Source organism: Pseudomonas sp. MF7453 (genome assembly GCF_016405455.1).
GTDB lineage: Bacteria > Pseudomonadota > Gammaproteobacteria > Pseudomonadales > Pseudomonadaceae > Aquipseudomonas > Aquipseudomonas paralactis.
Window position 1 is genome coordinate 142,562 of sequence record NZ_JAEKCN010000007.1, and the last position, 25,280, is coordinate 167,841.

22 protein-coding genes are annotated in these 25,280 nt (G+C 60.5%); 13 read left to right on the forward strand and 9 right to left on the reverse strand.

Going from position 1 to position 25,280, the window contains the following annotated elements:
• Positions 1–65: 65 nt before the first annotated feature.
• The 9 genes from betB (at position 66) to yccS (ending at position 13,920) form a co-directional block, all read left to right on the forward strand.
• Positions 66–1,538 carry a betaine-aldehyde dehydrogenase gene (betB, locus tag JFT63_RS12990; RefSeq protein WP_057702184.1) on the forward strand — a complete coding sequence of 491 codons (1,473 nt, stop codon included), beginning with the start codon at positions 66–68 and terminating at the stop codon, positions 1,536–1,538.
• 156 nt (positions 1,539–1,694) lie between these two features.
• Positions 1,695–3,398 carry a choline dehydrogenase gene (betA, locus tag JFT63_RS12995; RefSeq protein WP_186560291.1) on the forward strand — a complete coding sequence of 568 codons (1,704 nt, stop codon included), beginning with the start codon at positions 1,695–1,697 and terminating at the stop codon, positions 3,396–3,398.
• A 206-nt stretch (positions 3,399–3,604) separates the two neighbouring features.
• Positions 3,605–5,047: a TldD/PmbA family protein gene (locus tag JFT63_RS13000; RefSeq protein ID WP_057702182.1), complete on the forward strand. Its 1,443-nt coding sequence runs from the start codon at positions 3,605–3,607 to the stop codon at positions 5,045–5,047.
• Entirely contained in the window at positions 5,047–6,363 is a 1,317-nt protein-coding gene (locus JFT63_RS13005; RefSeq protein WP_198844111.1) for a TldD/PmbA family protein, read from the forward strand. Before JFT63_RS13000 ends, JFT63_RS13005 begins: the two co-directional genes overlap by 1 nt.
• A gap of 72 nt (positions 6,364–6,435) precedes the next feature.
• Entirely contained in the window at positions 6,436–7,326 is an 891-nt protein-coding gene (locus JFT63_RS13010; RefSeq protein ID WP_186560286.1) for an alpha/beta fold hydrolase, read from the forward strand.
• A 35-nt stretch (positions 7,327–7,361) separates the two neighbouring features.
• A complete protein-coding gene (mdtD, locus tag JFT63_RS13015; protein ID WP_057702179.1) occupies positions 7,362–8,789 on the forward strand; it encodes a multidrug transporter subunit MdtD in 1,428 nt (475 codons plus the stop codon).
• 131 nt (positions 8,790–8,920) lie between these two features.
• Positions 8,921–10,258, forward strand: a complete 1,338-nt coding sequence (gene dbpA / locus JFT63_RS13020) for an ATP-dependent RNA helicase DbpA (RefSeq protein ID WP_232626477.1) — start codon at positions 8,921–8,923, stop codon at positions 10,256–10,258.
• Between the two features lie 161 nt (positions 10,259–10,419).
• Positions 10,420–11,598 carry an NAD(P)/FAD-dependent oxidoreductase gene (locus tag JFT63_RS13025; protein ID WP_198844112.1) on the forward strand — a complete coding sequence of 393 codons (1,179 nt, stop codon included), beginning with the start codon at positions 10,420–10,422 and terminating at the stop codon, positions 11,596–11,598.
• Positions 11,599–11,736: 138 nt separating this feature from the next.
• The gene (gene yccS, locus JFT63_RS13030; RefSeq protein WP_057702177.1) at positions 11,737–13,920 is read left to right on the forward strand and encodes a YccS family putative transporter; all 2,184 of its coding nucleotides are present in this window, start codon (positions 11,737–11,739) and stop codon (positions 13,918–13,920) included.
• Between the two features lie 109 nt (positions 13,921–14,029).
• Here yccS and JFT63_RS13035 read toward each other — a convergent pair whose 3' ends face one another.
• Positions 14,030–14,767: a substrate-binding periplasmic protein gene (locus tag JFT63_RS13035; RefSeq protein ID WP_186560282.1), complete on the reverse strand. Its 738-nt coding sequence runs from the start codon at positions 14,765–14,767 to the stop codon at positions 14,030–14,032.
• A 197-nt stretch (positions 14,768–14,964) separates the two neighbouring features.
• Here JFT63_RS13035 and JFT63_RS13040 point away from each other — a divergent pair, with 197 nt between their 5' ends.
• On the forward strand, positions 14,965–15,417 hold the full coding sequence (locus tag JFT63_RS13040) for a GNAT family N-acetyltransferase (protein ID WP_198844113.1): 453 nt from the start codon (positions 14,965–14,967) through the stop codon (positions 15,415–15,417).
• Positions 15,418–15,517: 100 nt separating this feature from the next.
• On the opposite strand, the gene JFT63_RS13045 is transcribed toward JFT63_RS13040, so the two are convergent.
• Genes JFT63_RS13045 through JFT63_RS13055 form a run of 3 tightly spaced genes read right to left on the reverse strand, consistent with a single transcriptional unit; the run spans position 15,518 to position 18,480 of the window.
• Positions 15,518–15,814, reverse strand: coding sequence for a winged helix-turn-helix domain-containing protein (locus tag JFT63_RS13045; protein WP_186560278.1), 297 nt, complete (start codon positions 15,812–15,814; stop codon positions 15,518–15,520).
• Positions 15,815–15,831: 17 nt separating this feature from the next.
• Complete coding sequence (locus tag JFT63_RS13050; protein WP_032879017.1) at positions 15,832–16,332, reverse strand: M48 metallopeptidase family protein; 501 nt, start codon at positions 16,330–16,332, stop codon at positions 15,832–15,834.
• Positions 16,333–16,374: 42 nt separating this feature from the next.
• Complete coding sequence (locus JFT63_RS13055) at positions 16,375–18,480, reverse strand: putative bifunctional diguanylate cyclase/phosphodiesterase (protein WP_198844114.1); 2,106 nt, start codon at positions 18,478–18,480, stop codon at positions 16,375–16,377.
• A gap of 311 nt (positions 18,481–18,791) precedes the next feature.
• Between JFT63_RS13055 and JFT63_RS13060 the strand changes: the two genes are divergently transcribed.
• From JFT63_RS13060 to JFT63_RS13070, 3 genes are all read left to right on the forward strand, one after another.
• Entirely contained in the window at positions 18,792–19,457 is a 666-nt protein-coding gene (locus JFT63_RS13060; RefSeq protein ID WP_057702172.1) for a polysaccharide lyase family 7 protein, read from the forward strand.
• Between the two features lie 383 nt (positions 19,458–19,840).
• Entirely contained in the window at positions 19,841–20,134 is a 294-nt protein-coding gene (locus JFT63_RS13065; RefSeq protein ID WP_057702171.1) for a hypothetical protein, read from the forward strand.
• Positions 20,135–20,479: 345 nt separating this feature from the next.
• Positions 20,480–20,791 carry a hypothetical protein gene (locus JFT63_RS13070; protein ID WP_057702170.1) on the forward strand — a complete coding sequence of 104 codons (312 nt, stop codon included), beginning with the start codon at positions 20,480–20,482 and terminating at the stop codon, positions 20,789–20,791.
• A gap of 155 nt (positions 20,792–20,946) precedes the next feature.
• Here JFT63_RS13070 and fba read toward each other — a convergent pair whose 3' ends face one another.
• The 5 genes from fba to epd all read right to left on the reverse strand — a co-directional run bounded on the left by fba (position 20,947) and on the right by epd (position 25,175).
• Positions 20,947–22,011, reverse strand: a complete 1,065-nt coding sequence (gene fba / locus JFT63_RS13075; protein WP_003177554.1) for a class II fructose-bisphosphate aldolase — start codon at positions 22,009–22,011, stop codon at positions 20,947–20,949.
• Positions 22,012–22,286: 275 nt separating this feature from the next.
• Positions 22,287–22,619 carry an MliC family protein gene (locus JFT63_RS13080; protein WP_057702169.1) on the reverse strand — a complete coding sequence of 111 codons (333 nt, stop codon included), beginning with the start codon at positions 22,617–22,619 and terminating at the stop codon, positions 22,287–22,289.
• A 60-nt stretch (positions 22,620–22,679) separates the two neighbouring features.
• Positions 22,680–22,907 (reverse strand): hypothetical protein, encoded by a 228-nt coding sequence (locus JFT63_RS13085; RefSeq protein WP_198844115.1) that lies wholly within the window; start codon positions 22,905–22,907, stop codon positions 22,680–22,682.
• A gap of 31 nt (positions 22,908–22,938) precedes the next feature.
• Positions 22,939–24,102, reverse strand: a complete 1,164-nt coding sequence (locus JFT63_RS13090; RefSeq protein WP_057702167.1) for a phosphoglycerate kinase — start codon at positions 24,100–24,102, stop codon at positions 22,939–22,941.
• A 17-nt stretch (positions 24,103–24,119) separates the two neighbouring features.
• Positions 24,120–25,175 (reverse strand): erythrose-4-phosphate dehydrogenase, encoded by a 1,056-nt coding sequence (gene epd / locus JFT63_RS13095; protein WP_057702166.1) that lies wholly within the window; start codon positions 25,173–25,175, stop codon positions 24,120–24,122.
• Positions 25,176–25,280: the final 105 nt, after the last annotated feature.

The window sequence follows — 25,280 nt, forward strand, 5'->3', positions numbered from 1 at the left end:
GCCACAACTCCATGGCCCACTATTCGGCGGGTAACGCCAACCACTTATGCACTTGCGAGGACTTTATGGCCCGTTTCGACCTGCAAAAACTCTACATTGACGGCGGCTACAGCGACGCTGGCAGCGATGCCACCTTCGAAGCCATCAACCCGGCTAACGGTGAAGTTCTCGCCCAAGTGCAACGCGCCACGAAAGAAGACGTTGAGCGTGCCGTGGTCAGCGCTGAAAAAGGCCAGAAAATCTGGGCCGCCATGACCGCCATGGAGCGTTCGCGCATCCTGCGTCGTGCCGTGGACATCCTGCGCGAGCGCAACGATGAACTGGCCGCCCTGGAAACCCTGGACACCGGTAAAGCCTTCTCCGAAACCAAATACGTCGACATCGTCACCGGCGCCGACGTGCTGGAATACTACGCAGGCCTGGTGCCCGCCATCGAAGGCGAGCAGATCCCGCTGCGCGACACTTCCTTCGTCTACACCCGCCGCGAGCCGCTGGGCGTAGTCGCCGGTATCGGCGCGTGGAACTACCCGATCCAGATCGCCCTGTGGAAATCCGCACCGGCCCTGGCCGCCGGCAACGCGATGATCTTCAAGCCAAGCGAAGTCACCTCGCTGACCACCCTGAAACTGGCCGAGATCTACACCGAAGCCGGTGTTCCGGCTGGTGTGTTCAACGTACTGACCGGCAGCGGCCGTGAAGTCGGCACCTGGCTGACCGAGCACCCGCGCATCGAGAAAGTTTCCTTCACCGGCGGCACCGACACCGGCAAGAAAGTCATGGCCAGCGCGTCGAGCTCCTCGCTCAAGGACGTGACCATGGAGCTGGGCGGCAAGTCCCCGCTGATCATTTTCGACGACGCCGACCTCGACCGCGCCGCCGACACCGCGATGATGGCCAACTTCTACAGCTCCGGCCAGGTCTGCACCAACGGCACCCGCGTGTTCGTGCCCAAGCACCTGCAAGCCGCGTTCGAAGCCAAGATCGTTGAGCGTGTTGCCCGCATCCGCATCGGCAACCCAGAAGACGAAAACACCAACTTCGGCCCGCTGGTCAGCTTCGCCCACATGGAAAGCGTGCTGGGCTACATCGCCAAAGGTAAAGAACAAGGCGCCCGCCTGTTGTGCGGCGGCGATCGCCTGACTGACGGCGACTTCGCCAAAGGCGCGTTCGTGGCCCCGACCGTGTTCACCGACTGCACCGATGACATGGTGATCGTGCGTGAAGAAATCTTCGGCCCGGTGATGAGCATCCTCACCTACGAAACCGAAGAAGAAGTGATCCGCCGCGCCAACGACACCGACTTCGGCCTAGCCGCTGGCCTGGTCACCAAGGACCTGAACCGCGCCCACCGCGTGATTCACCAATTGGAAGCCGGTATTTGCTGGATCAACGCCTGGGGCGAGTCCGACGCGAAGATGCCGGTTGGCGGCTACAAGCAGTCGGGCGTGGGCCGTGAGAACGGGATCAGCTCGCTGAACAACTTCACCCGCATTAAATCGGTACAGGTTGAGTTGGGCGATTACGCCTCGGTGTTCTAACACCTGCGAGTCTTGTATTGCCCGTGAGGCCATCGCGGGCAAGCCCGGCTCCCATATTTGCTCTGTGTGAACCCGATCAAATGTGGGAGCTGGCTTGCCTGCGATCGAGTGCGAAGCACTCGCCAGACCTGACCAAACTTCAAAGAGGGTACATTCATGTCCCAAGAATACGATTACATCATTGTGGGTGCCGGCTCTGCCGGTAACACCCTGGCGACCCGTCTGACCGAAGACGAAGGCGTCACCGTTTTGCTGCTGGAAGCCGGTGGCCCGGACTACCGCCTCGACTTCCGCACCCAGATGCCAGCCGCCCTGGCTTTTCCGCTGCAAGGCCGCCGCTACAACTGGGCCTACGAAACCGATCCAGAGCCACACATGGACGGCCGCCGGATGGAATGCGGTCGCGGCAAGGGCCTGGGTGGTTCTTCCCTGATCAACGGCATGTGCTACATCCGCGGCAACGCCATGGACTACGACAACTGGTCGAAGCTGCCGGGCCTGGAAGACTGGACCTACCTGGACTGCCTGCCGTATTTCCGCAAGGCCGAAACCCGTGACATCGGCCCCAACGATTGGCACGGTGGCGACGGCCCGGTCAGCGTGACCACGCCGAAAGCGGGCAACAACCCGTTGTTCCACGCCATGGTTGAAGCCGGCGTACAAGCCGGTTACCCGCGTACCGAAGACTTGAACGGCTACCAGCAGGAAGGCTTCGGCCCGATGGACCGTACCGTTACGCCGAACGGCCGTCGCGCCAGCACCGCACGCGGCTACCTGGACACGGCTAAAAAGCGCTCGACTCTGACCATCGTCACCCATGCCCTCACCGACAAAGTCTTGTTCGAAGGCAAGCGTGCGGTCGGCGTGCGTTACCTGATTGGTGCCGCCGAAGAGCGCGTTGAAGCCCGTGCGCGTAAAGAAGTGTTGGTGTGCAGCGGCGCAATCGCTTCGCCGCAATTGCTGCAACGCTCCGGCGTCGGCCCGGCCAAACTGCTGGAAAGCCTCGACATCCCCGTGGTCCACGACCTGCCGGGCGTGGGTGAAAACCTGCAGGACCACCTTGAGCTGTACCTGCAATACGCGTGCACCCAGCCCGTGTCGCTCTACCCTTCGCTGCTCTGGTACAACCAGCCGGCGATTGGTGCCGAATGGCTGTTCAACGGCACCGGCATCGGCGCCAGCAACCAGTTCGAAGCGGGCGGGTTTATCCGTACCCGTGAAGAATTCGAGTGGCCGAACATCCAGTACCACTTCCTGCCGGTCGCCATTAACTACAACGGCAGCAACGGCGTGAAAGAGCACGGTTTCCAGGCGCACATGGGCTCCATGCGCTCGCCGAGCCGCGGCCGTGTGCAATTGAAGTCGAAGAACCCACGGGACTACCCGAGCATCCTCTTCAACTACATGGCCACCGAACAGGACTGGCAGGAATTTCGCGATGGCATCCGCCTGACTCGCGAAATCATGCAGCAGCCGGCACTGGATCAATACCGTGGCCGCGAAATCAGCCCGGGCATTGAAGTGCAAACCGATGAACAGTTGGACAAGTTCATCCGCGAGCACGCCGAGACCGCGTTCCACCCGTCGTGCTCGTGCAAGATGGGCACCGACGAGATGGCCGTAGTCGACGGCGAAGGCCGCGTGCATGGTATGCAGGGCTTGCGTGTAGTGGATGCGTCGATCATGCCGATCATCACCACCGGTAACCTGAACGCACCAACGATCATGATCGCCGAGAAAATCGCCGACAAAATCCGTGGCCGCAAGCCATTGCCGCGCAGCACTGCCGACTACTACGTCGCAGGCGATGCGCCGGTGCGTGGCAAGCCGATGCGTGAAGTGGGGCCTACTGCGCAGTAACTGATACACCGCGGCGCCTGATATCGCAGGCAAGCCAGCTCCCACATTTGACTGTGTTCACAAATCAAAATGTGGGAGCTGGCTTGCCCGCGATGAGGCCCGACCCGACACCGCAAGCCCCCCGCCTACACTTTCCTTGATCAGCTCCCCGCCCCGGCCTACTCTGTTGGCCTGCCGCGCGCCGAGCCGCCCACAAGGAAGGCCCCATGTTCGAACACCATGCCACCCTCAAACAGCACTTCAGTGCCCTGCGCACCCGTGCCGAATTCTTCTCGCTGCGCTACGTGCGCGAATCCGGCCAGTACCTGTCGGTACGCAAGAACATCGCCGAGCCGCCCCACCTGAGCCACGACGAAGGCGCCATGCTTACCGTGCGTCTCAATGGCGTGGAAGCCTATGCCGCAACCAACGACATTTCCCTTGCCGGCCTGCAAGCTGCCCTTGAGCGCGCCGAACAGCAAGCCCGACTGATCCAACACCACGCTTTGCTGGATTTGCTCCAACAGCCAGTTTCCAGCGACGTCGCCGACTACCTGTCCCCGGACTTCGACCAGCCCTTCCCCTCTCTGAGCGACTGCTACCAATTGCTCGGCGATGAATCTGGCGCCGTGCCCAAAGATGAGCGCCTGGTGACCTGGGAAGTCAGCCTTGGCACCACGCGGGTTGAGCAGATCTACCTCAACAGCGCCGGTGCGCAATTGCGCCAGGCCCAGCGTTTCGTCTTCCCGGGCCTGAGCGTGACCGCCTTCGATGGCAACGACAGCCAGACCCGCACCCTGGGCGGTACCAACTTCGGCCAGCAAGGCAGTGCCGGCGTGATCCAGCGCTTTGGCCTGGTGGGCGCCGCCAGCAAAGTGGCCGACGAAGCCCTGCAATTGCTGCTCGCGCCGAATACGCCTCATGGCCAACGTGACCTGCTGCTGATGCCCGACCAGATGATCCTGCAGATCCACGAGTCGATCGGCCACCCGCTGGAACTGGACCGCATCCTCGGTGATGAGCGCAACTACGCAGGCACAAGCTTTGTGAAAGCCAGCGATTTCGGCCACCTGCAATACGGCTCACCGCTGCTCAACGTGACCTTCGACCCCGACATTCCCGAGCAGTTGGCCAGCTACGGCCATGACGATGACGGCACTCCCGCCAGCAAGCAGTTCCTGATCCGCGACGGCCTGCTGCTCAAGCCGCTGGGCGGTGCGTTGTCGCAATTTCGCGCCAACCTGCCAGGCGTCGCCAACAGCCGCGCCTGCGGCTGGAACCGCCCGCCCATTGATCGCATGGCCAATCTGAACATCGAGCCTGGCGATAAAAGCATGGCGCAACTGGTGGGTGGTATTGAAAACGGCATCCTGATGTCGACCAATCGTTCGTGGTCCATTGATGATGCGCGCAACAAGTTCCAGTTCGGTTGCGAGTGGGGCCAACTGATTGAAAACGGCGAACTCAAGGGCGTGGTGAAGAACCCCAACTATCGGGCAATTTCCGCGCAGTTCTGGCGCAACCTCAGCGCGGTCGGCGATGCGAGCACCTTCAAGGTGTTGGGCACGCCTAACTGCGGCAAGGGCGAGCCCAACCAGGTGATCCGCGTCGGCCATGCGTCGCCGGCCTGTGTATTCAGTAACATTGACGTCTTTGGGGGCGATGCCTGATGAACCACTTCAAGGCACTGGTAGGTTGGCTCAAGCAAGCCGTCACCGACAAGGAGCAGTTCCACCTCGGTTACGCGGATGAATCGTCCGAGTTCGTACGTTTCAACCACGCACAGGTGCGCCAGGCCGGCCAGGTGCAACAGGCCAGCCTTAACCTCAAGCTGATCAACGATGGCCGCCATGCCGACCTGGGCATCACCCTGTCCGGCGAGGCGCAACTGGATCGCCAGCGGCTGGCCGATGCCCTGCAACAGCTGCGTGAAACCTTGCCGCTGCTGCCACGTGATCCGTACCTGCTGCTGAACCACAACGCCTGGCAAAGCAACAATGAACAGCAACGGCCACTGCCGGAGCTGGCCCAGGTGCTGGAAGACATCAGCCAGGCTGCCGAAGGCGTGGACCTGGTCGGCTTCTACGCCGCCGGCCCCATCAGCCGTGGTTTCGCCAGTTCCTCGGGCGCGTTCGGCTGGCATTGCGCCAACAGCTTCAACTTCGATTTCAGTCTGTTCCACGCCAACGGCGAAGCGGTCAAGGCCAGCTACGCCGGGCACACCTGGGACAGCGCCGAGTTCGCCACACGCTTTCAACAGGCCCGCGAGCAACTGGCGTTTCTGGGGCGGCCACTGCATCCGCTGGCGCCCGGCCAATACCGTGCCTACCTTGCACCGGCAGCGCTGGAAGAGATCGTCAGCATCATTACCTGGGGTGGTTTTTCGGCCCAGGCCATCGCCAGCAAAGGCAGTTCGTTGCAGCGCCTGTATGCCGGTGAACAATCACTGAGCCCGCTGGTGACAATCAATGAACAGATCAGCGGCTCCCTGAGCCAGGGGTTTTCCACCGAAGGCTACCCGCGCGGGGATGTGACCCTGATCCAGGCAGGCAAGGCCGACGGCCAGTTGATCAACTCTCGCAGCGCCGCCGAATACGGTTTGAGCACCAACGGCGCCAGCAGCGATGAGTCGCCCAGCGCCTTGCAGATGGCGGCAGGCAGCCTGGCCCAGGCTGATATCCTTAAACAGTTGGGCACGGGGCTGTATATCAGCAACCTCTGGTACCTGAACTACTCCGACCTGCCGGCAGCGCGCCTGACCGGCATGACGCGCTTTGCCACGTTCTGGGTGGAAAACGGTGAAATCAAGGCGCCAGTCAGCACCATGCGCTTTGACGACAGCGTTTATCAGTTACTCGGTTCGCAACTTGAGGCACTGACCGCTGATCGTGAATTGCTGCTGTCGCCCAGCACCTACAGCCAGCGCAATACCGCCTCCAATCTGTTGCCGGGAGCCTTGATCAAGCGCTTGACCCTGACCTTATAAACCTAGCCACCCACTCACGTGCCTGCGCGTGACGCATGACCTTGCCTGGAACGGGCAAGCTGGAGTCTTGAGATGAACCATGGAAGTTTTGTCATAGAGAAGCTGTACAAACACTACAACGTCCACGTAGAGCAACTGGGTAACCACCCGCACAGAAAAACCGTACTGATGGTCAACGGCGCGCTGTCCACCACGCGCTCCTTTGCCCGCACCAGCAAATGCCTGGCCGAGCATTTCAATGTGTTGCTGTTCGACTTGCCGTTCTCCGGCTACTCGCGTGAGCACAACACCGACCTCGACCTGGTCACCAAGGACGACGAGGTGCAAATCCTGCGTGCCCTGGTGGATCGCTTTGAGGTCAACCATCTGGTCTCGGCCTCCTGGGGCGGCATCTCCACGCTGCTGACCCTGGCGCACAACCCGCCCTCCATCGAAAGCTCGGTGGTGATGGCCCTGGCGCCCAACCTCAACCAGGCCATGCTCGACTACGTGGAGCGCGTGCGCGTGTTGATCGAGGCCGATGACAAATCCGCGGTCGGCCACCTGCTCAACGAGACGGTCGGCAAATACCTGTCGCCGCGCCTCAAGCGCAACAATCATCGGCACCTGTCGACCATGGCCACTACCGAGTACCGTCAGGCGCGTTTTCATATCCACCAGGTGCTGGCCTTGGGTGATGGCAACTACTTGCCGGCGCTGCGGCAGATCGAGACGCCGGTGCACTTTCTCAACGGTACGCTGGACGAATACACCCCAGCCGCCGACGCCCAGTTGTTCAAACAGTATGTAGGCCGCAGCAGCTTTGCCGTGGCCGAACATACCGGCCACCTGCTGGACCTGGAGTCTCGGGAGGCGGCGTTGGCGGTTCACCGTGCGCTGTTGGATTTCCTGGTCGGAGAGCACGCATCGCTGTCGGACTTAGACGAACCGCCAGTGGGAAAAGAAGCGTTGGATGGCGCATAATCGCCGACACTTAGCCTGCTAATAAAAGGGTTTCCATGCCGAATCGTGCCCCTCTCGATGCCAAGACCGCCCGCTGGCTACCCTGGGTGGTCGCCATTGCCTTCTTCATGCAATCGCTGGATGGGACGATCCTCAACACGGCACTGCCGGCCATGGCCCGAGACCTGGCGGAGAACCCTTTGCGCATGCAGGGGGTGGTGATCGCCTACATGCTCACTGTCGCTCTGCTGATCCCTGCGTCGGGGTGGATCGCGGACCGCTTTGGCACCAAGAAAATTTTCTTTGGCGCGATCATGCTGTTCAGCCTCGGCTCGCTGCTGTGCGCGTTATCCAGCAGCCTGACCATGCTGGTGGGCGCACGGGTGATCCAGGGCTTGGGCGGTGCGCTGATGCTGCCGGTCGGGCGGCTGGTGGTGCTGCGCGCTTACCCGCGTTCCGAGCTCGTACGCATCATGGGCTTTATCACCATTCCCGGCCTGCTCGGCCCCTTGCTTGGCCCGACCATGGGCGGCTGGATGGTGCAATACCTGACCTGGCACTGGATCTTCCTGATCAACCTGCCAGTGGGCATGATCGGCTGCTACGCGGTATGGAAATTCATCCCCGACCTGCGCGGCAGTGAGCGCACGCGCTTCGACGGCCTGGGCTTTCTGCTGTTCGGCGCGGCGATGGTGCTGATCACCATCGCGATGGAAGGCCTGGGCGAACTGCACCTGCCGCATCTGCGCGTGATATTGCTGCTGTTCGGCGGGTTCGCCTGCCTGGCGGCGTACTGGCTGCGCGCCGGGCATATTGATAACCCGTTGTTCTCGCCGGTGCTGTTCAAGACCCGCACCTTTGCCGTCGGCATCCTGGGCAACCTGTTTGCACGGCTGGGCAGCGGCGCACTGCCCTTCCTGGTGCCGCTGCTGTTGCAAGTGGCGCTGGGCTATTCGCCGTCGGAAGCCGGGATGAGCATGTTGCCGCTGGCGGCGGCGGCGATGTTCGCCAAGTCCATCGCGCGCCCTCTTATCGAGCGCCTTGGCTACCGCATCGTGCTGACCGGCAATACCCTGGCCCTGGGCATCATGCTGGCGAGCATGGGCCTGGTCAGCGAGCACACGCCGTACCCGCTGTTGCTGGCCATGCTGGCGGTACTGGGCGCGATCAACTCGCTGCAATTCACGGCGATGAACACCGTAACCCTGATTGACCTCGACGACGCCCAGGCCAGCAGCGGCAACAGTTTGCTGTCGGTGGTGGCGCAGCTGTCCCTGAGCCTCGGCGTGGCCTGTGCCGGCGCGTTGCTCGGCGGGTTTACTGCCGAGGCCGGCAATGACGGTGTGGACAGCGTGCTCGGCGCGTTCCAGTTGACCTTCCTCACCGTGGGCATCATGGCGATGCTGGCGGCGGCGATCTTCCTGCAACTGTCGCCAAAAGACGGCAAACGCGTGGTCAGCCGCGAGCACGATATCGAACACTGACGGGCGGCTCGTCGAGAACTTGCGGGGAAAATCCCACGAGACTGGTACACTGCGCGACATTTTGTTTTTGCAGAGCCAGTCCCGTGACTACCATCGCCACCGCTTTTAATACTTTGCCCCTGTCCGCCGCCATGCTGGCTAACCTCGACTCACTGGGTTACGTCGAGATGACGCAGATCCAGGCGCAAAGCTTGCCGGTGATCCTCAAGGGGCTGGACCTGATTGCCCAGGCCAAGACCGGCAGCGGCAAGACCGCCGCCTTCGGCATCGGCCTGTTGAACCCGATCAACCCGCGCTACTTCGGTTGCCAGGCGTTGGTGATGTGCCCGACCCGTGAGCTGGCCGACCAGGTTGCCAAGGAAATCCGCCGCCTGGCCCGTGCCGAAGACAACATCAAGGTATTGACCCTGTGCGGCGGTGTGTCCCTCGGCCCACAGATCGCCTCCCTGGAGCACGGCGCCCACGTTATCGTCGGCACTCCGGGCCGCATCCAGCAGCACCTGCGCAAGGGCTCGCTGGTACTGGATGGCTTGAACACCCTGATCCTCGACGAAGCCGACCGTATGCTCGACATGGGCTTCTACGACGCCATCGAAGACATCATCAGCAAGACCCCACCGCGTCGCCAGACCCTGCTGTTTTCGGCCACTTACCCGGTGAGCATCAAGCAGCTGGCGTCCAAGTTCATGCGTGCGCCGCAGCAAGTGAAAGCCGAGGCGTTCCACTCCGACGACCAGATCGAACAGCGTTTCTACGAGATCTCGCCAGAAGAGCGCATGGACGCCGTGACCAAGGTGCTGGCGCACTTCCGCCCGGCCTCCTGCGTGGCGTTCTGCTTCACCAAGCAGCAAGTGCAGGAAACCGTCGACCATCTGACGGCCAAGGGCATTTCCGCCGTCGGCCTGCATGGCGACCTGGAACAGCGCGACCGTGACCAGGTGCTGGCAATGTTCGCCAACCGCAGCACCTCGGTGCTGGTGGCTACCGACGTGGCCGCCCGTGGCCTGGATATCGACTCGCTGGACATGGTGATCAACGTCGAACTGGCCCGCGACTCGGAAATCCACATTCACCGCGTGGGCCGTACCGGTCGTGCCGGTGAGACCGGCATCGCCATCAGCCTGGTAGCGCCGTCCGAAGCGCACCGCGCCCAGGCCATCGAGCAACTGCAGAAGTCGCCGCTGAACTGGGACCAACTGGACAACCTCAAGCCGCAAAGCGGTGGCCCGCTGCTGCCGCAGATGAGCACCCTGTGCATCGCCGCCGGGCGCAAAGACAAAGTCCGCCCGGGCGACATTCTGGGTGCACTGACCGGCGACGCCGGCATTCCGGGCGCCCAGGTCGGCAAGATCGCTATCTTTGATTTCCAGGCCTTCGTGGCCGTGGAACGCGGCATCGCCAAGCAAGCGTTGCAGCGTTTGAATGACGGCAAGATTAAAGGCCGCTCGTTGCGCGTGCGGATCCTGTAAATATCGCCCACACCAATGGAGATTCAATGTGGGAGGGGGCTTGCTCCCGATAGCAGTGGACCAGTCAACTTATCAGGTGACTGATACACCGCCATCGGGGGCAAGCCCCCTCCCACAGTTTTGATTGCATTTCAGATGAATATTTTTATGAGGACATTGCTTTGCGCTCGACCGAAGTTGTGATCATTGGCGCCGGCGCCGCAGGCTTGATGTGCGCCCTGACCGCCGCCGGGCGTGGGCGCAAGGTGATGCTGATCGACCACGCCAACAAGGCCGGCAAGAAGATCCTGATGTCCGGTGGTGGCCGCTGCAACTTCACTAATATGTACACCGAGCCTGCCAACTTCCTCTCGCACAACGCGCACTTCTGCAAGTCGGCCCTGGCGCGCTACACCCAGTGGGATTTCATCGCGCTGGTGGCCAAGCACGGCGTGCCCTACCACGAGAAGAAACTCGGCCAGCTGTTCTGCGATAACAAGTCCAGCGACATCCTCGGCCTGTTGCTCGATGAGTGCATCCAGACGGGCGTGAGCCTGCACCTGGACACCTCCATCGAGTCAATCGCCAGGCTTGAAAGCGGCTATCAACTGCAAACCACCCTGGGTGAACTGCGCTGTGAATCCCTGGTAATTGCCACTGGCGGCCTGTCGATCCCGACCCTGGGCGCCACCGGCTTCGGTTACCAGGTGGCCAGGCAATTCGGTCATGAACTGCTGCCAACCCGCGCCGGACTGGTGCCGTTCACCATCACCGACCAGCTCAAGGAACTGTGCGGCGAGTTATCCGGAACCTCGGTGGATTGCCTGGTGAGCTGCAACGGCCAGAGCTTTCGCGAGAACATCCTGTTTACCCATCGCGGCCTGAGCGGGCCGGCGATTTTGCAGATCTCGTCCTACTGGGAATCCGGCGACACGGTGGAAATCAATCTGTTGCCCGACCATGACGCCCATGACTGGCTGCAACAGCAACAGGCCGAGCACCCCAACAGCGAGTTGAAAACCCTGCTGGGTGAGATTTTCACCAAGAAGATGGCCAACCTGCTGGCCCAGAGCTGGTTCGAATCCAAGCCGATGAAGCAGTACACCCATGCTGAAATTGCCGATATCGCGCAAAAACTCGGCAGCTGGCAATTGGTGCCGGCAGGCACCGAGGGCTATCGCACTGCCGAGGTGACATTGGGCGGGGTGGATACGCGGGAGGTGTCGTCCAAGACCATGGAATCGCTGAAAAGCCCCGGCCTGTACTTTATCGGCGAAGTGCTGGATGTGACCGGCCACCTGGGCGGGTTCAATTTCCAGTGGGCGTGGGCTTCGGGCTACGCGGCCGCGCAATACGCCTGACTTTGGCCTTGAAATGCAATCCCCACAATGGTTTTGCAGTGTTACTGAAAATTTTGCTGTCCGATGTGATCGCTACGCTTGCCGTGGCGTCCTTGATAGCTCAATTTAGCGACAACGTCCCGGAAGACTCCAGACTTCATGTCATCGACCTCGTTCAAGCAGTCCATGCGGCGCCTGTGGGCGCTGGATAAATTCAGCTACAGCGTACGGGTGTTTATCGCCCTCACCGGCAGCATGGCGCTGTGCTGGTACCAGGATGAAATGACGCTGCTGATCCCGCTGTTCCTGGGGATTATCGCCAGCGCGCTGGCCGAGACCGATGACAGTTGGCAAGGCCGCCTCAACGCCCTGGCAGTGACGCTGGTGTGTTTCAGCATCGCCGCGCTGTCGGTGGAATTGCTGTTCCCCTACCCCTGGGTCTTCGCCATCGCCCTGGCCCTGGCCAGTTTTTCCCTGACCATGCTTGGTGCGCTGGGCGAACGCTATGGCGCGATTGCCTCGGCCACCTTGATTCTGTCGGTCTACACCATGATCGGCGTGGACCAGCGCGGCGGTGCCGTCACCGACTTCTGGCACGAGCCGCTGCTGCTGGTGGCCGGCGCCGCCTGGTACGGCGTGCTCTCGGTGCTGTGGCAGGCGCTGTTTTCCAACCAGCCGGTGCAGCAGAGCCTGGCGCGGTTGTTCCGTGAGTTGGGGCGTTATCTCAAGCTCAAGTCATCCCTGTTCGAGCCTATTCGCCAGCTGGACGTGGAAGCGCGGCGCCTGGAACTGGCCCAGCAAAATGGCCGGGTGGTCGCCGCGCTGAATGCGGCCAAGGAAATCATCCTGCACCGTGTCGGCAACGGTCGACCCGGTTCGAAGGTCAGCCGCTACCTGAAGCTGTACTTCCTGGCCCAGGACATCCACGAGCGCGCCAGTTCGTCTCACTACCCGTACAACGCCCTGACCGATGCCTTTTTTCACAGCGATGTGCTGTTTCGCTGCCAGCGCCTGCTGCGCCAGCAAGGCAAAGCCTGCCAGACCCTGGCCGAATCGATCCAACTGCGCCAACCGTTCATCTATGACGACAGCTTCGCCGAGGCCCTGGGCGACCTGAACGCCTCCCTGGAGCACCTGCGTATCCAGAGCAACCCAGCCTGGCGTGGCCTGCTGCGCTCGTTGCGCGCCCTGGCCGCCAACCTGTCGACCCTTGACCGCCTGCTGGGCGACGCCAGCAACCCCGACGCCCTGGCCGACGCCACCGACAGCAACCTGTTGGACCGTGCGCCGCGCAACCTCAAGGAAATGTGGACGCGTCTGCGCACTCAACTCACCCCGACTTCACTGCTGTTTCGCCACGCCTTGCGCCTGTCATTGGCATTGACCATCGGCTACGGCACCCTGCACGCCATCCACGCCTCCCAGGGTTACTGGATCATCCTCACTACCCTGTTCGTTTGCCAGCCGAGCTACGGCGCCACCCGGCGCAAACTCGGCCAACGGATCGTCGGCACCGCCATCGGCCTGACAGTGGCCTGGGCGCTGTTCGATTTATTCCCCAACCCGGTCGTGCAATCGTTGTTCGCCATCGCTGCGGGCCTGGTGTTCTTTATCAACCGCACCACGCGTTACACCCTGGCGACGGCGGCGATCACCCTGATGGTGCTGTTCTGCTTCAACCAGGTGGGTGATGGCTACGGTTTGTTCCTGCCGCGCCTGTTCGATACCTTGCTCGGCAGCCTGATCGCGGGCCTGGCGGTGTTCCTGTTCCTGCCCGACTGGCAAGGCCGGCGCCTGAACAAAGTGCTGGCCAATACCCTGACCTGCAACAGCATCTACCTGCGCCAGATCATGCAGCAATACGCCGCCGGCAAGAGCGACGACCTGGCTTACCGCCTGGCCCGCCGCAACGCGCACAACGCCGATGCAGCGCTATCCACTACGCTGGCGAATATGCTGATGGAGCCAGGGCACTTTCGTAAGGAGGCCGACGTAGGCTTCCGCTTCCTGGTGCTGTCGCACACCTTGCTCAGCTATTTGTCGGGTTTGGGTGCGCACCGCGAAACCCAGCTACCGGCTGACGTGCGTGAGCATTTGATCGAAGGCGCAGGCAACAGCCTGGCGGCAAGCATTGATGAAATCGCCAGCGGGCTGGCCAATAAACAGCCGATTGCGATCCAGAGTGATGCCGAGGAAGGGTTGGCGGCAGAGCTGGAGCAAATGCCGGATGAGATCGATGAGGCGCAGCGGCTGGTGCAGACGCAGTTGGCGTTGATCTGCCGGCAGTTGGGGCCGCTGCGTACGTTGGCCGCGCACTTGATCAAAGACACCAGCGCGGCTTAGGCCGCTATCGGGGGCTAGTCGAATCGTCGCACCGCCCCTCCCACATTCGATTGGTGTATGCCGGCCCCTTGTGGGAGGGGGCTTGCCCCCGATGAGGCCCGCACAGACGCTACATCCCATGTGCCTTCATCAACCGCGCATAACTACCATCTGCCTTCATCCGCGCAATCTCCCGATCAAAGCCGGCAACGATCTGCGCGTGCTCGGGGTTCTTCAGGCTGACCAGGATATGCAAGCTGTTCTGGCTCAAGGGCTCGCCCACAAACGCCACGGCATTGCGCACTCGCGGCGATTCCCGCGCCAGGTAGTAACGCGCTACGTATTCATCCTCCAGCGTCAACCGCACGCGCCGGGCCGCCAACATACGCACGGCCATGGCAAAGTTGTGCACCGGCACCTTCTGCAATAGCGTGTCTTGATCAAACGCTGCCGAGTAGGCGTAGCCGCGCACCACGGCGATCGTCTCGTCGTGCAGTTCTGCCAGGTTGCGATAAGCAATGGGGTCGTCGCTACGCTTGAGAAAGCGCACACGGTTAAGCAAATACTCGCCGGAAAACTGCCCCAACCGCGTACGTGCCTCGTCGTACCAGGCGTTGATCAGCACGTCGTAGCGCCCCTCTCCCACGCCCTTCAAGGCGCGGGCCCAGGGCACCTGTTCAAAATCGCTGGCATACCCTGCGCGGGCCAGGGCCGTACTGACGATATCCGTGGCCAGGCCGCCATTGATCAGGGTGGCATCGGTAAACGGCGGCCAGCCATCTGCCACCAGGCGCAGGCGTTGTGCCAACACCGGTTGGGCCAGCAGCAACACGGCGATCAAAGCAACGGCACGAGTCAATCGCGGCATGCTCAAAGTCCTTGGCGGGCAGGCAATGGCCTGATAACAGTAGCTCATCAATGAGCGTGCATTGCAGATTACACAAAGAAGCCCGCGGCGCCCGCGCTGAATGATGGCAAATTGACGCCATTCACAAAATTACCATTTTAGACACCAGCGCCCACCGCGCTTACTATCCTTGGCACGTCTTTATACGAGCACACATCATGACGGTTGATTGGGTCTGCAAACATCACGACGACTTGGGCAAGGAACAGCTGTACGCCATCCTGCGCCTGCGCAGCGAGGTCTTCGTTGTCGAGCAACAATGCGTTTACCAGGACATCGACGGCCAGGACCTGGCGGGCGATACCCACCACTTGATGGCCTGGCAAGATAATGAACTGGTGGCCTACCTGCGGTTACTGGACCCTGAATCCCAGGGCAACGACGTAGTGATCGGCCGCGTCATCGTCGCGCCGGTGGCGCGGGGCACCGGGCTGGGGCATCAAATGATGGAAGAGGCGCTCAAGCGCATTGAGAGTATCTGGCCAGAAATGCCGATTTTTCTTTCAGCTCAGGCGCATTTGCAGGGGTATTACGGGCGGTATGGGTTTGTGGTGTCGGGTGAGGAATACCTGGAGGACGATATTCCCCATATCGGTATGCGCCGGGCTTGAGGGCCTCATCAGGGGCAAGCCCCCTCCCACATTTGATGTGAATACATTCCAAGGTGGGAGGGGGCTTGGCCCGATGGCGTCAGTGCGACCCGCTCCTGCCTCAGGGATAACCCAACACTTGCTTGATGGTCGCAAGATTGGCCGCAATCCACTCCCGATCAATCGCGCCCCAATCGCGAATCCGATAGTGCCCCGCATGATTGCGCGCGCCCGTTTCCTGCTCAAACTCACACACAATATCCAGGTCGGCCAACGCGGCAATCGTGTCCTGGGCCGTGCGCCGAGGCATGCCGGTGGCCTCGGTCAGCGCCGGGACGCTGCTGGCCAACTGGCTGTCGATCAAGTACGCCACGTACAGACGGCGATAGAAGCTGCTTTTGGTCTTGCTCACATCCATGGTCTGTCGCCTTGTGGTTAGGGCTTGCCCTGCAAATCGCGCCAGGTGAGGTACACCCGCAGGTCGAATTCCACCTGATGGTAGTCCGGCATCATGTATTGGCAGAGTTTGTAGAACGCCTTGTTGTGGTCCGATTCCTTAAAGTGCGCCAGCTCGTGTACCACGATCATGCGCAGAAACTGTGGGGCCGCCTCCTTGAACAGCGAAGCGATGCGAATCTCTTTCTTGGACTTGAGATTGCCGCCCTGTACCCGGGAAATCGTGGTGTGCAAACCCAGGGCGCGGTGGGTCAGGTCCAACCGGTTATCGAACAGCACCTTGTCGATGGATGGCGCGTTACGCAGGTGCTCCTGCTTCAGGGCCAGTGCGTAGGCGTACAGCGCCTTGTCGCTCTGTACGGCGTGGCGTTCGGGATAACGCTGCTCCAGGTAGGCGCCCAACTGGTCCTTGGCGATCAGTTGGCGCACTTGCTCCTGGAGCGCAGCGGGATAGGCCTGGAGGTATTTCAACGCGGTCATGGGGTGTGCAACGCAAGTGGGACGGGCGCCAGTGTAGCGAATTCAACGCACGCGAGGGTACGACCAGCCGGCAACGTCCTCGGCCATCAACGGCAGCGCCGCCCACGGCCCCTGGATATACGTGCAGCCATTGGCCTTGAGCCACTCTGTTTGCTCAAGGGTCTCGACACCTTCGGCGATCACCAGCACATCAAAATGCCCACACAATTGGATGATGCTGCGTGCCATCGCTGCATCCCGCGACGAGCCTGGCAGGCGCGCCACCAGTTGCGGGTCAAGCTTGAGGGTGTCGAACGCAAGATCGCGCAAATGGGCCAGGGAGCAGTTGCCAGCACCAAAGTCATCCAGGGCAATACGCACGCCAATACGGCGCAGTAGCTGCAACTGTTTGGTCGACTCCTCAAGGTTACCCATCAGGCAATCTTCCCCGATCTCCACCTCCAGCTGCCGCCCACGCAACCCATGTCGCTCCAGTACCTGCTGCAGTTGGTTGGCCAGGTTGGGCATGTTGAACTGGCTGCTGCTCAGGCTCACACTCAACACCAGTTCAGGGTCGAAGGTGGCTTGCCAGGCCTGGCGCTGGGCAGCGACTTGCTGGTAGATCCAGGTGCTCAACTGGCTGATCAAGCGCGCCTCTTCCAACAGCGGCAAAAACAACCCTGGCGGCACATCGCCGACACTCGGATGCTGCCAGCGCAACAGCGCTTCGACACCGCGCAAACGCCCATCCTCCAGGCACACCTGAGGCTGGTAAACCAGGGTGAAATCCTTGTTCGCAATGGCGGTGCGCACGCTGTCTTCGAGCATCAACCGTGAGCGGGCGCGGCCGTTCATTTCCTGGTCGTAATAACGATACTGCTGACGGCCGGCGCGCTTGGCTTCGTACATGGCGATATCTGCAGCTCGCAATAGACCGCTCAAATCCGAGCCGCAATCGGGGAACGTCGCAATACCTATACTGACCCCGAGCATCACATCCAGACCGTCCACCTGCTGGCACACCGACACCCGTTCGATCAGCTTTTCCGCGATCTTCGCTGCCTGTTCCGGGAATTCCAGTTCCAGCAACGCAGTGAACTCATCCCCGCCGATGCGTCCGAGAATGTCGTAAGAACGCAGACACGCCTGCATTTGCTCCGAGACCCAACGCAGCACACGATCACCGGCGTCGTGGCCCAACGTATCGTTGACTCGCTTGAAGCCGTCCAGGTCCAGATACAGCAATACCAGCGCTTGCTCGCTACGTTCGCTGCGCAACAAGGTGTTTTCCACTGCTTGATGAAAGCCCCGCCGGTTCAGCAGCCCGGTCAACGGGTCGGTCACGGCCTGGAACTCCAGCTGCTGGTGAAGATGACGCACTTCAGACATGTCCAGCACTGTCACCACCATCGCCTTCTGCTCGGCAGGCAAAGGCGCACAGGACAATGCCACCGGCACCTGCTGGCCGCGCCCCGTGCGCAAAATGGCATCGTGCTCGCGCCACGTCTGGCCCTTGCGATACGCCTCGTACATCGGGAAGCCCAGCCAGGTGGGCACATGGGGCTTTTGCAAAAAGCTGAGGAAACTCTCACCCTGCAACTCCGCCATCGTGGCATTGAGCAGCCGCGAAATGGCCGGGTTGGCGTACTCGATCACGCTGGTTTCACCGACCACCAGAATGCCCTCGGCGGCGTTATCCAGCACCGAGGCATTAAAGGCGCGGGCCAGTTCCAGGTCATGACTCAGGCGCTGCAAAGCGCGGCGATTACGCTGGTGATCCAGTAATGCCTGCACCTTGGGCTTGAGGATATGCGGGTCAAACGGCTTGAACAGGTAGTCGATCGCGCCGCTGGCATAGCCTTCAAGCACCGCGTCGGGGGAATGGGCAGTGGCCGTCAGAAAGATGATCGGCGTCATGCGCGTGCGTTGGCTGCCACGCATCAGCCGAGCCACCTCAAAGCCATCCATACCGGGCATGCGCACGTCCAGCAACACCAGATCGACGTCGTGGGCCAGCAACAATTCCAAGGCTTGCAAGCCCGAAGAGGCGGTAATCACCCGCCAGTCTTCACGCTGCAACAGTGCAGCCATGCTGACGAGGTTTTCCGGGTAGTCATCGACCACCAAAAGGACCGAACTGGCATCGCCTGGGTGTGGAGCGCAATCCATGCTACGTCTCTTCCTTGGGGAGCTGCACCGGTCAGTTCTGTGACCAAACCCGGATAAATACTGAGGGCTCACTCTAGCCTCGGTTCAAAAAAAGCAGAAGTGACGTGGATGCCCTCATTGAAACAAAAGCCAGGAAGCCGACTAACGGTAAGGCCCTGCAGCCCACGGTTCATGGGCAACATGGCTTTTTGGCATTCCTCTGACGCCAATAAATTGCCAGCGATTGTTTAACAATTGCACCAGCACCGCCTATAAAGAACCTGTAAGGCCCTAGGGCCCACGCGTTCACCCTTCTGTAAAAGGCCAACACCATGATCGACCTTTCCACCTGGAACCTGAGCATTCCGGTCGGCTCCCCGCCCACGACCATCGAGACGCCAAGGCTGCTGAGCGGCTTCAACGATCAATACTTCCAGGCCGAAGGCAGTGACGTGCAGTTCTGGACCCCCGTGACCGGCACCCGCACCGAAAACGCCATCTACCCACGCAGCGAACTGCGTGAAACCTACGCCGACGGCCGCCTGCGCAACTGGACCTACCCCGAGGCCGACAACTTCCTGCGCGCCACCCTGGCGGTCAATCAGGTGCCCTCATCCGGCAAGATCGTGATCGGCCAGATCCACGCCTATGACAGCCAGAAACCACTGATCAAACTGGAATACCAGTTCAAGGAAAAAACCCAGACCGGCAACATCGTCGCCAAGGTGCGTATGCGCCCGGATGAGGCCGAAAGCCAGGTCATCATCGTCGCCTCCAACGTGCCGCTGGAGAAAAGCTTCACCTACGTGATCAACCTCAACAAAGCCGGGCTGCTCAGCGTGTACGCCGCCGACAGCGAGTGGAATGAACGCATCGGCGCGGCCTGGGGCGACAAACCTTTGTACTTCAAGGCGGGGGTGTATGTGCAGGACAACAGTGGCGACAGTAAGGAGGGCGCGCGGGTGACGTTTGCGAAGTTGGATATTGATCATGAGTGAATCGTCCGGGGAGACACAGGATTTTTCCCAGATAAATCCAGCGCCTTAAACACACTGCGGCTCCCACATTGACCGTGCATCGGCTCAAGGTCCGGTGTGGGTCCTACAGCACCGTTGCGGCCAGCCACATCGCCGCTTATAGTTCGCCCCGTCGCTGACATTGATCGGCGATAGGGTTTCGCAGCCCTACAGAGTTAAAACCGCACCCGTCAAAACAACCCCGGTACCCTTGCCGAAGGTCGTCTTTGTTATGGCGGCTGTGCGTGGGAGACCTTCGGGTCTGCCGGGTCTTAACTCCTCGGTCTGCGAACCCGCGTACAGCTGCCACCTAATTTGTTTCGCAGCAAACGGTGGTCATTCTTCTCTCGAGTTAAGGATTCACCATGACCCAACAACTACCACCTCGTCGCTTCACCCCTTGCACCGAAACCGCCACCGACTACCCCGTGCTGTTGATCGACAGCGAAGCCCCACTGCTCGACCTCCACGCCTGCCTGCGCGAACGTCTCAACGCCGCTCTGGAACACCTAAACCTGATGGCCTGCTCCAGCCTGCCGGACTTTGCCGAGCGGGACTTGAACAACGTGGCCAACACCGCACGCATTCTGGTGCAGGACGTGAGTGACGTGTTTCGCGTGATTGAACATCGTGGATTCGATACACCAGCTGTTGGCTGATCACCCCTGTAATAGAAAACCGCATTCCTCAGGTATGGGAAAACCAGCCTGATCTCTGCGGTTTTCGAAAAAGATAAGCAAACCGGTAATGCCCACCCAGCCACACCCTAAAAGACGCGAGTTTTAAACCTCGAATATCCCTCTGGCCTACTGTTGTAGCATTCAAGCCACCACAGCAAAAAGCAGAATATCGGTTAGGTTGCTTATAAGATCAATCGCCAATCGTCATAAAAACCTGTCATCTTTGACAGGTCACAACCCTCAGTAAAACTTTTAATATTTTTCACGCAACATCGGAAAGGCAAGCACACACTCACTTTTTACCGTATGAAAAGGAATATCATCATGGGCCAACTCGTTGGGAACTACTATGGCGCTTACGGCGGCGCCAACATTTACCTATACGTTACCTACAGTGACGACATCGGCGGTGCGGTGTCAGCTACCGCCAGCGTGAGCGGGCAAACCGGTACACTCGCAGGGCATCAAACCATCGGAGCACAAACCACGACTGTTATGTTGTCAGGCCATATCGGAAGCAACTCTGAAAGCTGGACATTTAACACTTCAGACTTTAGAACATTAAGTGGCGGCCGTAACTTCGCAGGCCCAGATGGAGTTTGGACCTATCAGGGCTTCGGGCTTGGCCGAACATAACAACCGAATAAAGACTATCGTTATTACACGCTAAAAATGTGCGCCCACATGGTTCTTTCCAGGTACTGCAGCGCAACAATCTAATGGCATATAGTTTTTAACGACAGTAATAAAAAGAGCCCACATACTGCGGGCTCTTTTATTATGCATAAGGCTTAATTCACCTTGGCGTTCAACTCACCTTTCAAATACCGCTGGTACATCGCTTCCAACGAGATCGGCTTGATCTTCGAAGCATTACCCGCAGTACCGAAGGCTTCATAACGTGCGATACACACATCGCGCATGGCCGTCACGGTAGCGCCGAAGAATTTACGCGGATCGAACTCGCTCGGGTTGGTGGCCATCAGGCGACGCATCGCACCGGTGGATGCCAGGCGCAGGTCGGTGTCGATGTTGACCTTGCGTACGCCGTACTTGATGCCTTCGACGATTTCTTCAACCGGTACGCCGTAGGTTTCTTTGATGTCACCGCCGTACTGGTTGATGATCGCCAGCCACTCTTGCGGTACCGAGGAGGAGCCGTGCATCACCAGGTGGGTGTTAGGGATGCGCTTGTGAATTTCCTTGATGCGGTCGATCGCCAGCACGTCGCCGGTAGGTGGCTTGGTGAACTTGTAGGCGCCGTGGCTGGTGCCGATGGCGATGGCCAGAGCATCGACCTGGGTCTTCTTGACGAAGTCTGCAGCTTCTTCCGGGTCGGTCAGCATCTGGCTGTGATCCAGCACGCCTTCGGCGCCGATGCCGTCTTCTTCGCCGGCCATGCCGGTTTCAAGCGAACCCAGGCAGCCCAGCTCGCCTTCAACCGAAACGCCGCAGGCGTGAGCCATGGCCACGGTTTGTTGGGTCACGCGTACGTTGTACTCGTAGTCGGTTGGGGTCTTGCCGTCTTCGCCGAGGGAGCCGTCCATCATCACCGAACTGAAGCCCAGTTGGATGGAGCGCTGGCACACATCAGGGCTGGTGCCGTGGTCCTGGTGCATGCACACCGGGATGTGCGGGAATTCTTCGATGGCCGCAAGGATCAGGTGACGCAGGAACGGGGCGCCAGCGTATTTGCGCGCACCGGCCGAAGCCTGGACGATCACAGGGGAGTCGGTCTTGTCAGCGGCTTCCATGATGGCGCGCATCTGCTCAAGGTTGTTGACGTTAAAGGCTGGGACGCCGTAGCCGAACTCGGCTGCGTGGTCCAGCATTTGACGCATGCTGATAAGTGCCATTGTGTTGTCTCTCCCGGTCGAGGGTCGTTAATCGTGCAAGCCTGCCGTAGCGGCGGCTGCTATTCAAGTTATTGCAGATCAAGGGGTTGAGCCTGAGCTGCTGAATCGTTATTGCTGGTGTGGCTTAGCGCTAGTGCCACTGTGAAGCAGGTCAATGTGGGAGCTGGCTTGCCTGCGATGGCGGAGAACCAGTCGATATTGGCTTTGCTGACCCACCGCAATCGCAGGCAAGCCAGCTCCCACATTTTGATCTCATTGGACTTCAGATCGTATTCTCAGTTGGCTTTGCAGCCGCGCCCAATCAAATCATCGGTGGCCACCCAGTACACCAGGCCTTCCTCACCCTTGGTGTGAAACGCCAGTTGGCCGTCGCTGTACAGCACACCCGAGGCCGCCACGTCTTGCTTGAGGCGGTGTACCTGGTCAGAACCGCCGAGACGTACATCCACCTCTGAACGTGCCTGATTGGCAAAGCGCCAGTTGACCTCAGCCTTGCTGTCGCAGGTCCAGGTGGTCCATTTGTCAGCCGGTTCGGCCTTGTCGAACATGTTCATGCTGCTGCAACCGGCCAACAGGGCCAAGGCTGCCAGGGCGAAAACGCCTTTCATTGCCAATCCTCGCAGGGCGACCTGGGGTCGCCGTTGCTGTGGGTTAGTGGATCAGACCCGTCAAGGGCAACCCTGTTCCTGACCGTTGGGCGCGGAGTCGTATTTCTCCAGCCGTTCGTTGCCGATGCGCTTGTTGATCACCGGCATGGTCTCGGCTTGCCAGTCAGCCTGGTAACAGCTTTTGTTCAACGGCGCCTTGGCGTTGTCCGCCTCCGGCGCCGCGCCAGGTGTGCTGCCGCAGCCGGCCAACAGGCCCGCTGCGATCACCAATGCCAACGACTTGATCATGGGAACGCTCCTTTTCCTGATCACGCGAGCCTTAACCCTTGGCCCGGGTTTCCAGCACTTCCACGGCCGGCAGAACCTTGCCCTCGACGAATTCGAGGAAGGCGCCGCCACCGGTAGAAATGTAGGAGATCTGCTCAGCAACGCCATATTTATCGATAGCCGCCAAGGTGTCACCGCCGCCGGCGATGGAGAAGGCCGAGCTTTCAGCGATGGCTTTGGCCAGCACTTTGGTGCCGTTGCCGAACTGATCGAACTCGAACACGCCTACCGGGCCATTCCACAGAATAGTCTGGGATGCCTTGAGCAGTTCGGCGAAGTTGGCCGCGGTTTGCGGGCCGATGTCCAGAATCATGTCGTCAGCGGCCACGTCAGCGATGAGCTTGACGGTGGCTTCGGCGGTTTCAGCGAACTCTTTGGCAACCACCACGTCCACCGGCAATGGCACGCTGACTTTGGCGGCGATGGCACGGGCGGTATCCAGCAGGTCCGGCTCGTACAGGGACTTGCCGACCGGATGGCCGGCTGCGGCCAGGAAGGTGTTGGCGATGCCGCCACCGACGATCAACTGGTTGCAGATCTGGCTGAGGCTGTTGAGTACGTCCAGCTTGGTGGAGACTTTGGAACCGGCAACGATGGCAGCCATTGGCTGGGCCGGAGCGCCCAGGGCCTTGCCCAACGCATCCAGCTCAGCGGCCAGCAGTGGGCCGGCAGCGGCCACCTTGGCGAACTTGGCCACGCCATGGGTCGAACCTTCAGCGCGGTGAGCGGTGCCGAAAGCGTCCATCACGAACACATCGCACAAGGCGGCGTATTGCTGGGCCAGTTCGTCGCTGTTCTTTTTCTCGCCCTTGTTGAAGCGCACGTTTTCGAACAGCACGATGTCGCCAGCCTTTACATCGACACCGCCCAGGTAGTCTGCGACCAACGGCACGTCACGGCCCAGGGCCTTGCTCAGGTACTCGGCTACCGGCTTGAGGCTGTTCTCGGCGGAAAACTCACCTTCGGTCGGGCGGCCCAGGTGGGAGCAGACCATCACGGCCGCGCCTTTTTCCAGGGCCAGCTTGATGGTCGGCAGCGAGGCCAGGATTCGCGCATCGCTGGTAACCACACCGTCCTTGACTGGGACGTTGAGGTCTTCGCGAATCAGTACGCGCTTACCTTGCAGATCGAGGTCGGTCATCTTCAACACGGTCATGGGTCGCAGTTCCTGAATTACTGTTGAGGTTGTTTAGCGGCGATGTGCAGATAGTGCTCTGCCACGTCGAGCATTCGGTTGGCAAAGCCCCATTCGTTGTCGAACCAGGCCAGGATATTCACCAGCCTCGGGCCGGAAACGCGAGTCTGGCTGGCATCGACAATCGCCGAATGCGGGTCATGGTTGAAATCGCAACTGGCGTGGGGCAACTCGGTGTAGGCCAGCAAGCCTTTGAGCGGGCCGCTGGTGGCGGCGTCGCGCAGGATCCGGTTGACCTCCATCGCATCGGTGTCACTGACGGTTTGCATGGTGATATCCAGGCAAGACACATTCACCGTCGGCACACGTACGGCTTTGGCCTGGATTCGCCCGGCAAGTTCCGGCAACAGTCGCTCGATACCACGGGCCAGGCCGGTGGACACCGGGATCACCGACTGGAACGCCGAACGCGTTCGGCGCAAGTCTTCATGATGATAGGCGTCGATCACCGGCTGGTCGTTCATTGCCGAGTGAATCGTGGTAATCGACACGTAATCCAGGCCGATCGCCTGATCCAGCAGGCGCAACAGCGGCACGCTGCAGTTGGTGGTACACGAAGCGTTGGACACCAGCAGCTCATCGCCGGTCAGGCAATCCTGATTGATGCCGTAGACGATGGTGGCGTCGACATCCGCCTCGCTGGCCATCGGTTGGGAGAACAGCACACGCGGCGCACCGGCGTCGAGAAAACGCTGGCCATCGGCACGAGTGTGATAGGCACCGGAGCATTCCAACACCAGGTCGACGCCCAGCGCCGCCCAGTCGATGCCTTCGGGAGTGGCACTGCGCAGTACTTTTACGCAGTCGCCGTTGATATGCAGACAATCGCCGTCGACCCGCACTTCGCCAGGGAAGCGGCCATGAGTGGAGTCAAAGCGTGTCAGGTATTCGATGCTGGCCATGTCGGCCAGATCGTTGATCGCAACAATTTCAAACCCGGCTGCCGCCCCTCGCTCGAACAGAGCACGCAAGACGCAACGACCAATGCGGCCGTAGCCGTTGAGTGCAACTTTGTAGGGACGCGGTTGGGGCATGGGGTTCTCGATCAAGGTTAGTTCGGTGTTGAATGTTCTGACGCCATCGCGGGCAAGCCCACTCCCACATTAGACCGCGATCCAAATGTGGGAGCGGGCTTGCCC

Coding starts and splice junctions, on each gene's coding strand:
- betB (WP_057702184.1), top strand. CDS start 66: ATGGCCCGTTTCGACCTGCAAAAACTCTACATTGACGGCGGCTACAGC.
- betA (WP_186560291.1), top strand. CDS start 1,695: ATGTCCCAAGAATACGATTACATCATTGTGGGTGCCGGCTCTGCCGGT.
- JFT63_RS13000 (WP_057702182.1), top strand. CDS start 3,605: ATGTTCGAACACCATGCCACCCTCAAACAGCACTTCAGTGCCCTGCGC.
- JFT63_RS13005 (WP_198844111.1), top strand. CDS start 5,047: ATGAACCACTTCAAGGCACTGGTAGGTTGGCTCAAGCAAGCCGTCACC.
- JFT63_RS13010 (WP_186560286.1), top strand. CDS start 6,436: ATGAACCATGGAAGTTTTGTCATAGAGAAGCTGTACAAACACTACAAC.
- mdtD (WP_057702179.1), top strand. CDS start 7,362: ATGCCGAATCGTGCCCCTCTCGATGCCAAGACCGCCCGCTGGCTACCC.
- dbpA (WP_232626477.1), top strand. CDS start 8,921: ATGCTGGCTAACCTCGACTCACTGGGTTACGTCGAGATGACGCAGATC.
- yccS (WP_057702177.1), top strand. CDS start 11,737: ATGTCATCGACCTCGTTCAAGCAGTCCATGCGGCGCCTGTGGGCGCTG.
- JFT63_RS13035 (WP_186560282.1), bottom strand. CDS start 14,767: ATGCCGCGATTGACTCGTGCCGTTGCTTTGATCGCCGTGTTGCTGCTG.
- JFT63_RS13040 (WP_198844113.1), top strand. CDS start 14,965: ATGACGGTTGATTGGGTCTGCAAACATCACGACGACTTGGGCAAGGAA.
- JFT63_RS13045 (WP_186560278.1), bottom strand. CDS start 15,814: ATGGATGTGAGCAAGACCAAAAGCAGCTTCTATCGCCGTCTGTACGTG.
- JFT63_RS13050 (WP_032879017.1), bottom strand. CDS start 16,332: ATGACCGCGTTGAAATACCTCCAGGCCTATCCCGCTGCGCTCCAGGAG.
- JFT63_RS13055 (WP_198844114.1), bottom strand. CDS start 18,480: ATGGATTGCGCTCCACACCCAGGCGATGCCAGTTCGGTCCTTTTGGTG.
- JFT63_RS13060 (WP_057702172.1), top strand. CDS start 18,792: ATGATCGACCTTTCCACCTGGAACCTGAGCATTCCGGTCGGCTCCCCG.
- JFT63_RS13065 (WP_057702171.1), top strand. CDS start 19,841: ATGACCCAACAACTACCACCTCGTCGCTTCACCCCTTGCACCGAAACC.
- JFT63_RS13070 (WP_057702170.1), top strand. CDS start 20,480: ATGGGCCAACTCGTTGGGAACTACTATGGCGCTTACGGCGGCGCCAAC.
- fba (WP_003177554.1), bottom strand. CDS start 22,011: ATGGCACTTATCAGCATGCGTCAAATGCTGGACCACGCAGCCGAGTTC.
- JFT63_RS13080 (WP_057702169.1), bottom strand. CDS start 22,619: ATGAAAGGCGTTTTCGCCCTGGCAGCCTTGGCCCTGTTGGCCGGTTGC.
- JFT63_RS13085 (WP_198844115.1), bottom strand. CDS start 22,907: ATGATCAAGTCGTTGGCATTGGTGATCGCAGCGGGCCTGTTGGCCGGC.
- JFT63_RS13090 (WP_057702167.1), bottom strand. CDS start 24,102: ATGACCGTGTTGAAGATGACCGACCTCGATCTGCAAGGTAAGCGCGTA.
- epd (WP_057702166.1), bottom strand. CDS start 25,175: ATGCCCCAACCGCGTCCCTACAAAGTTGCACTCAACGGCTACGGCCGC.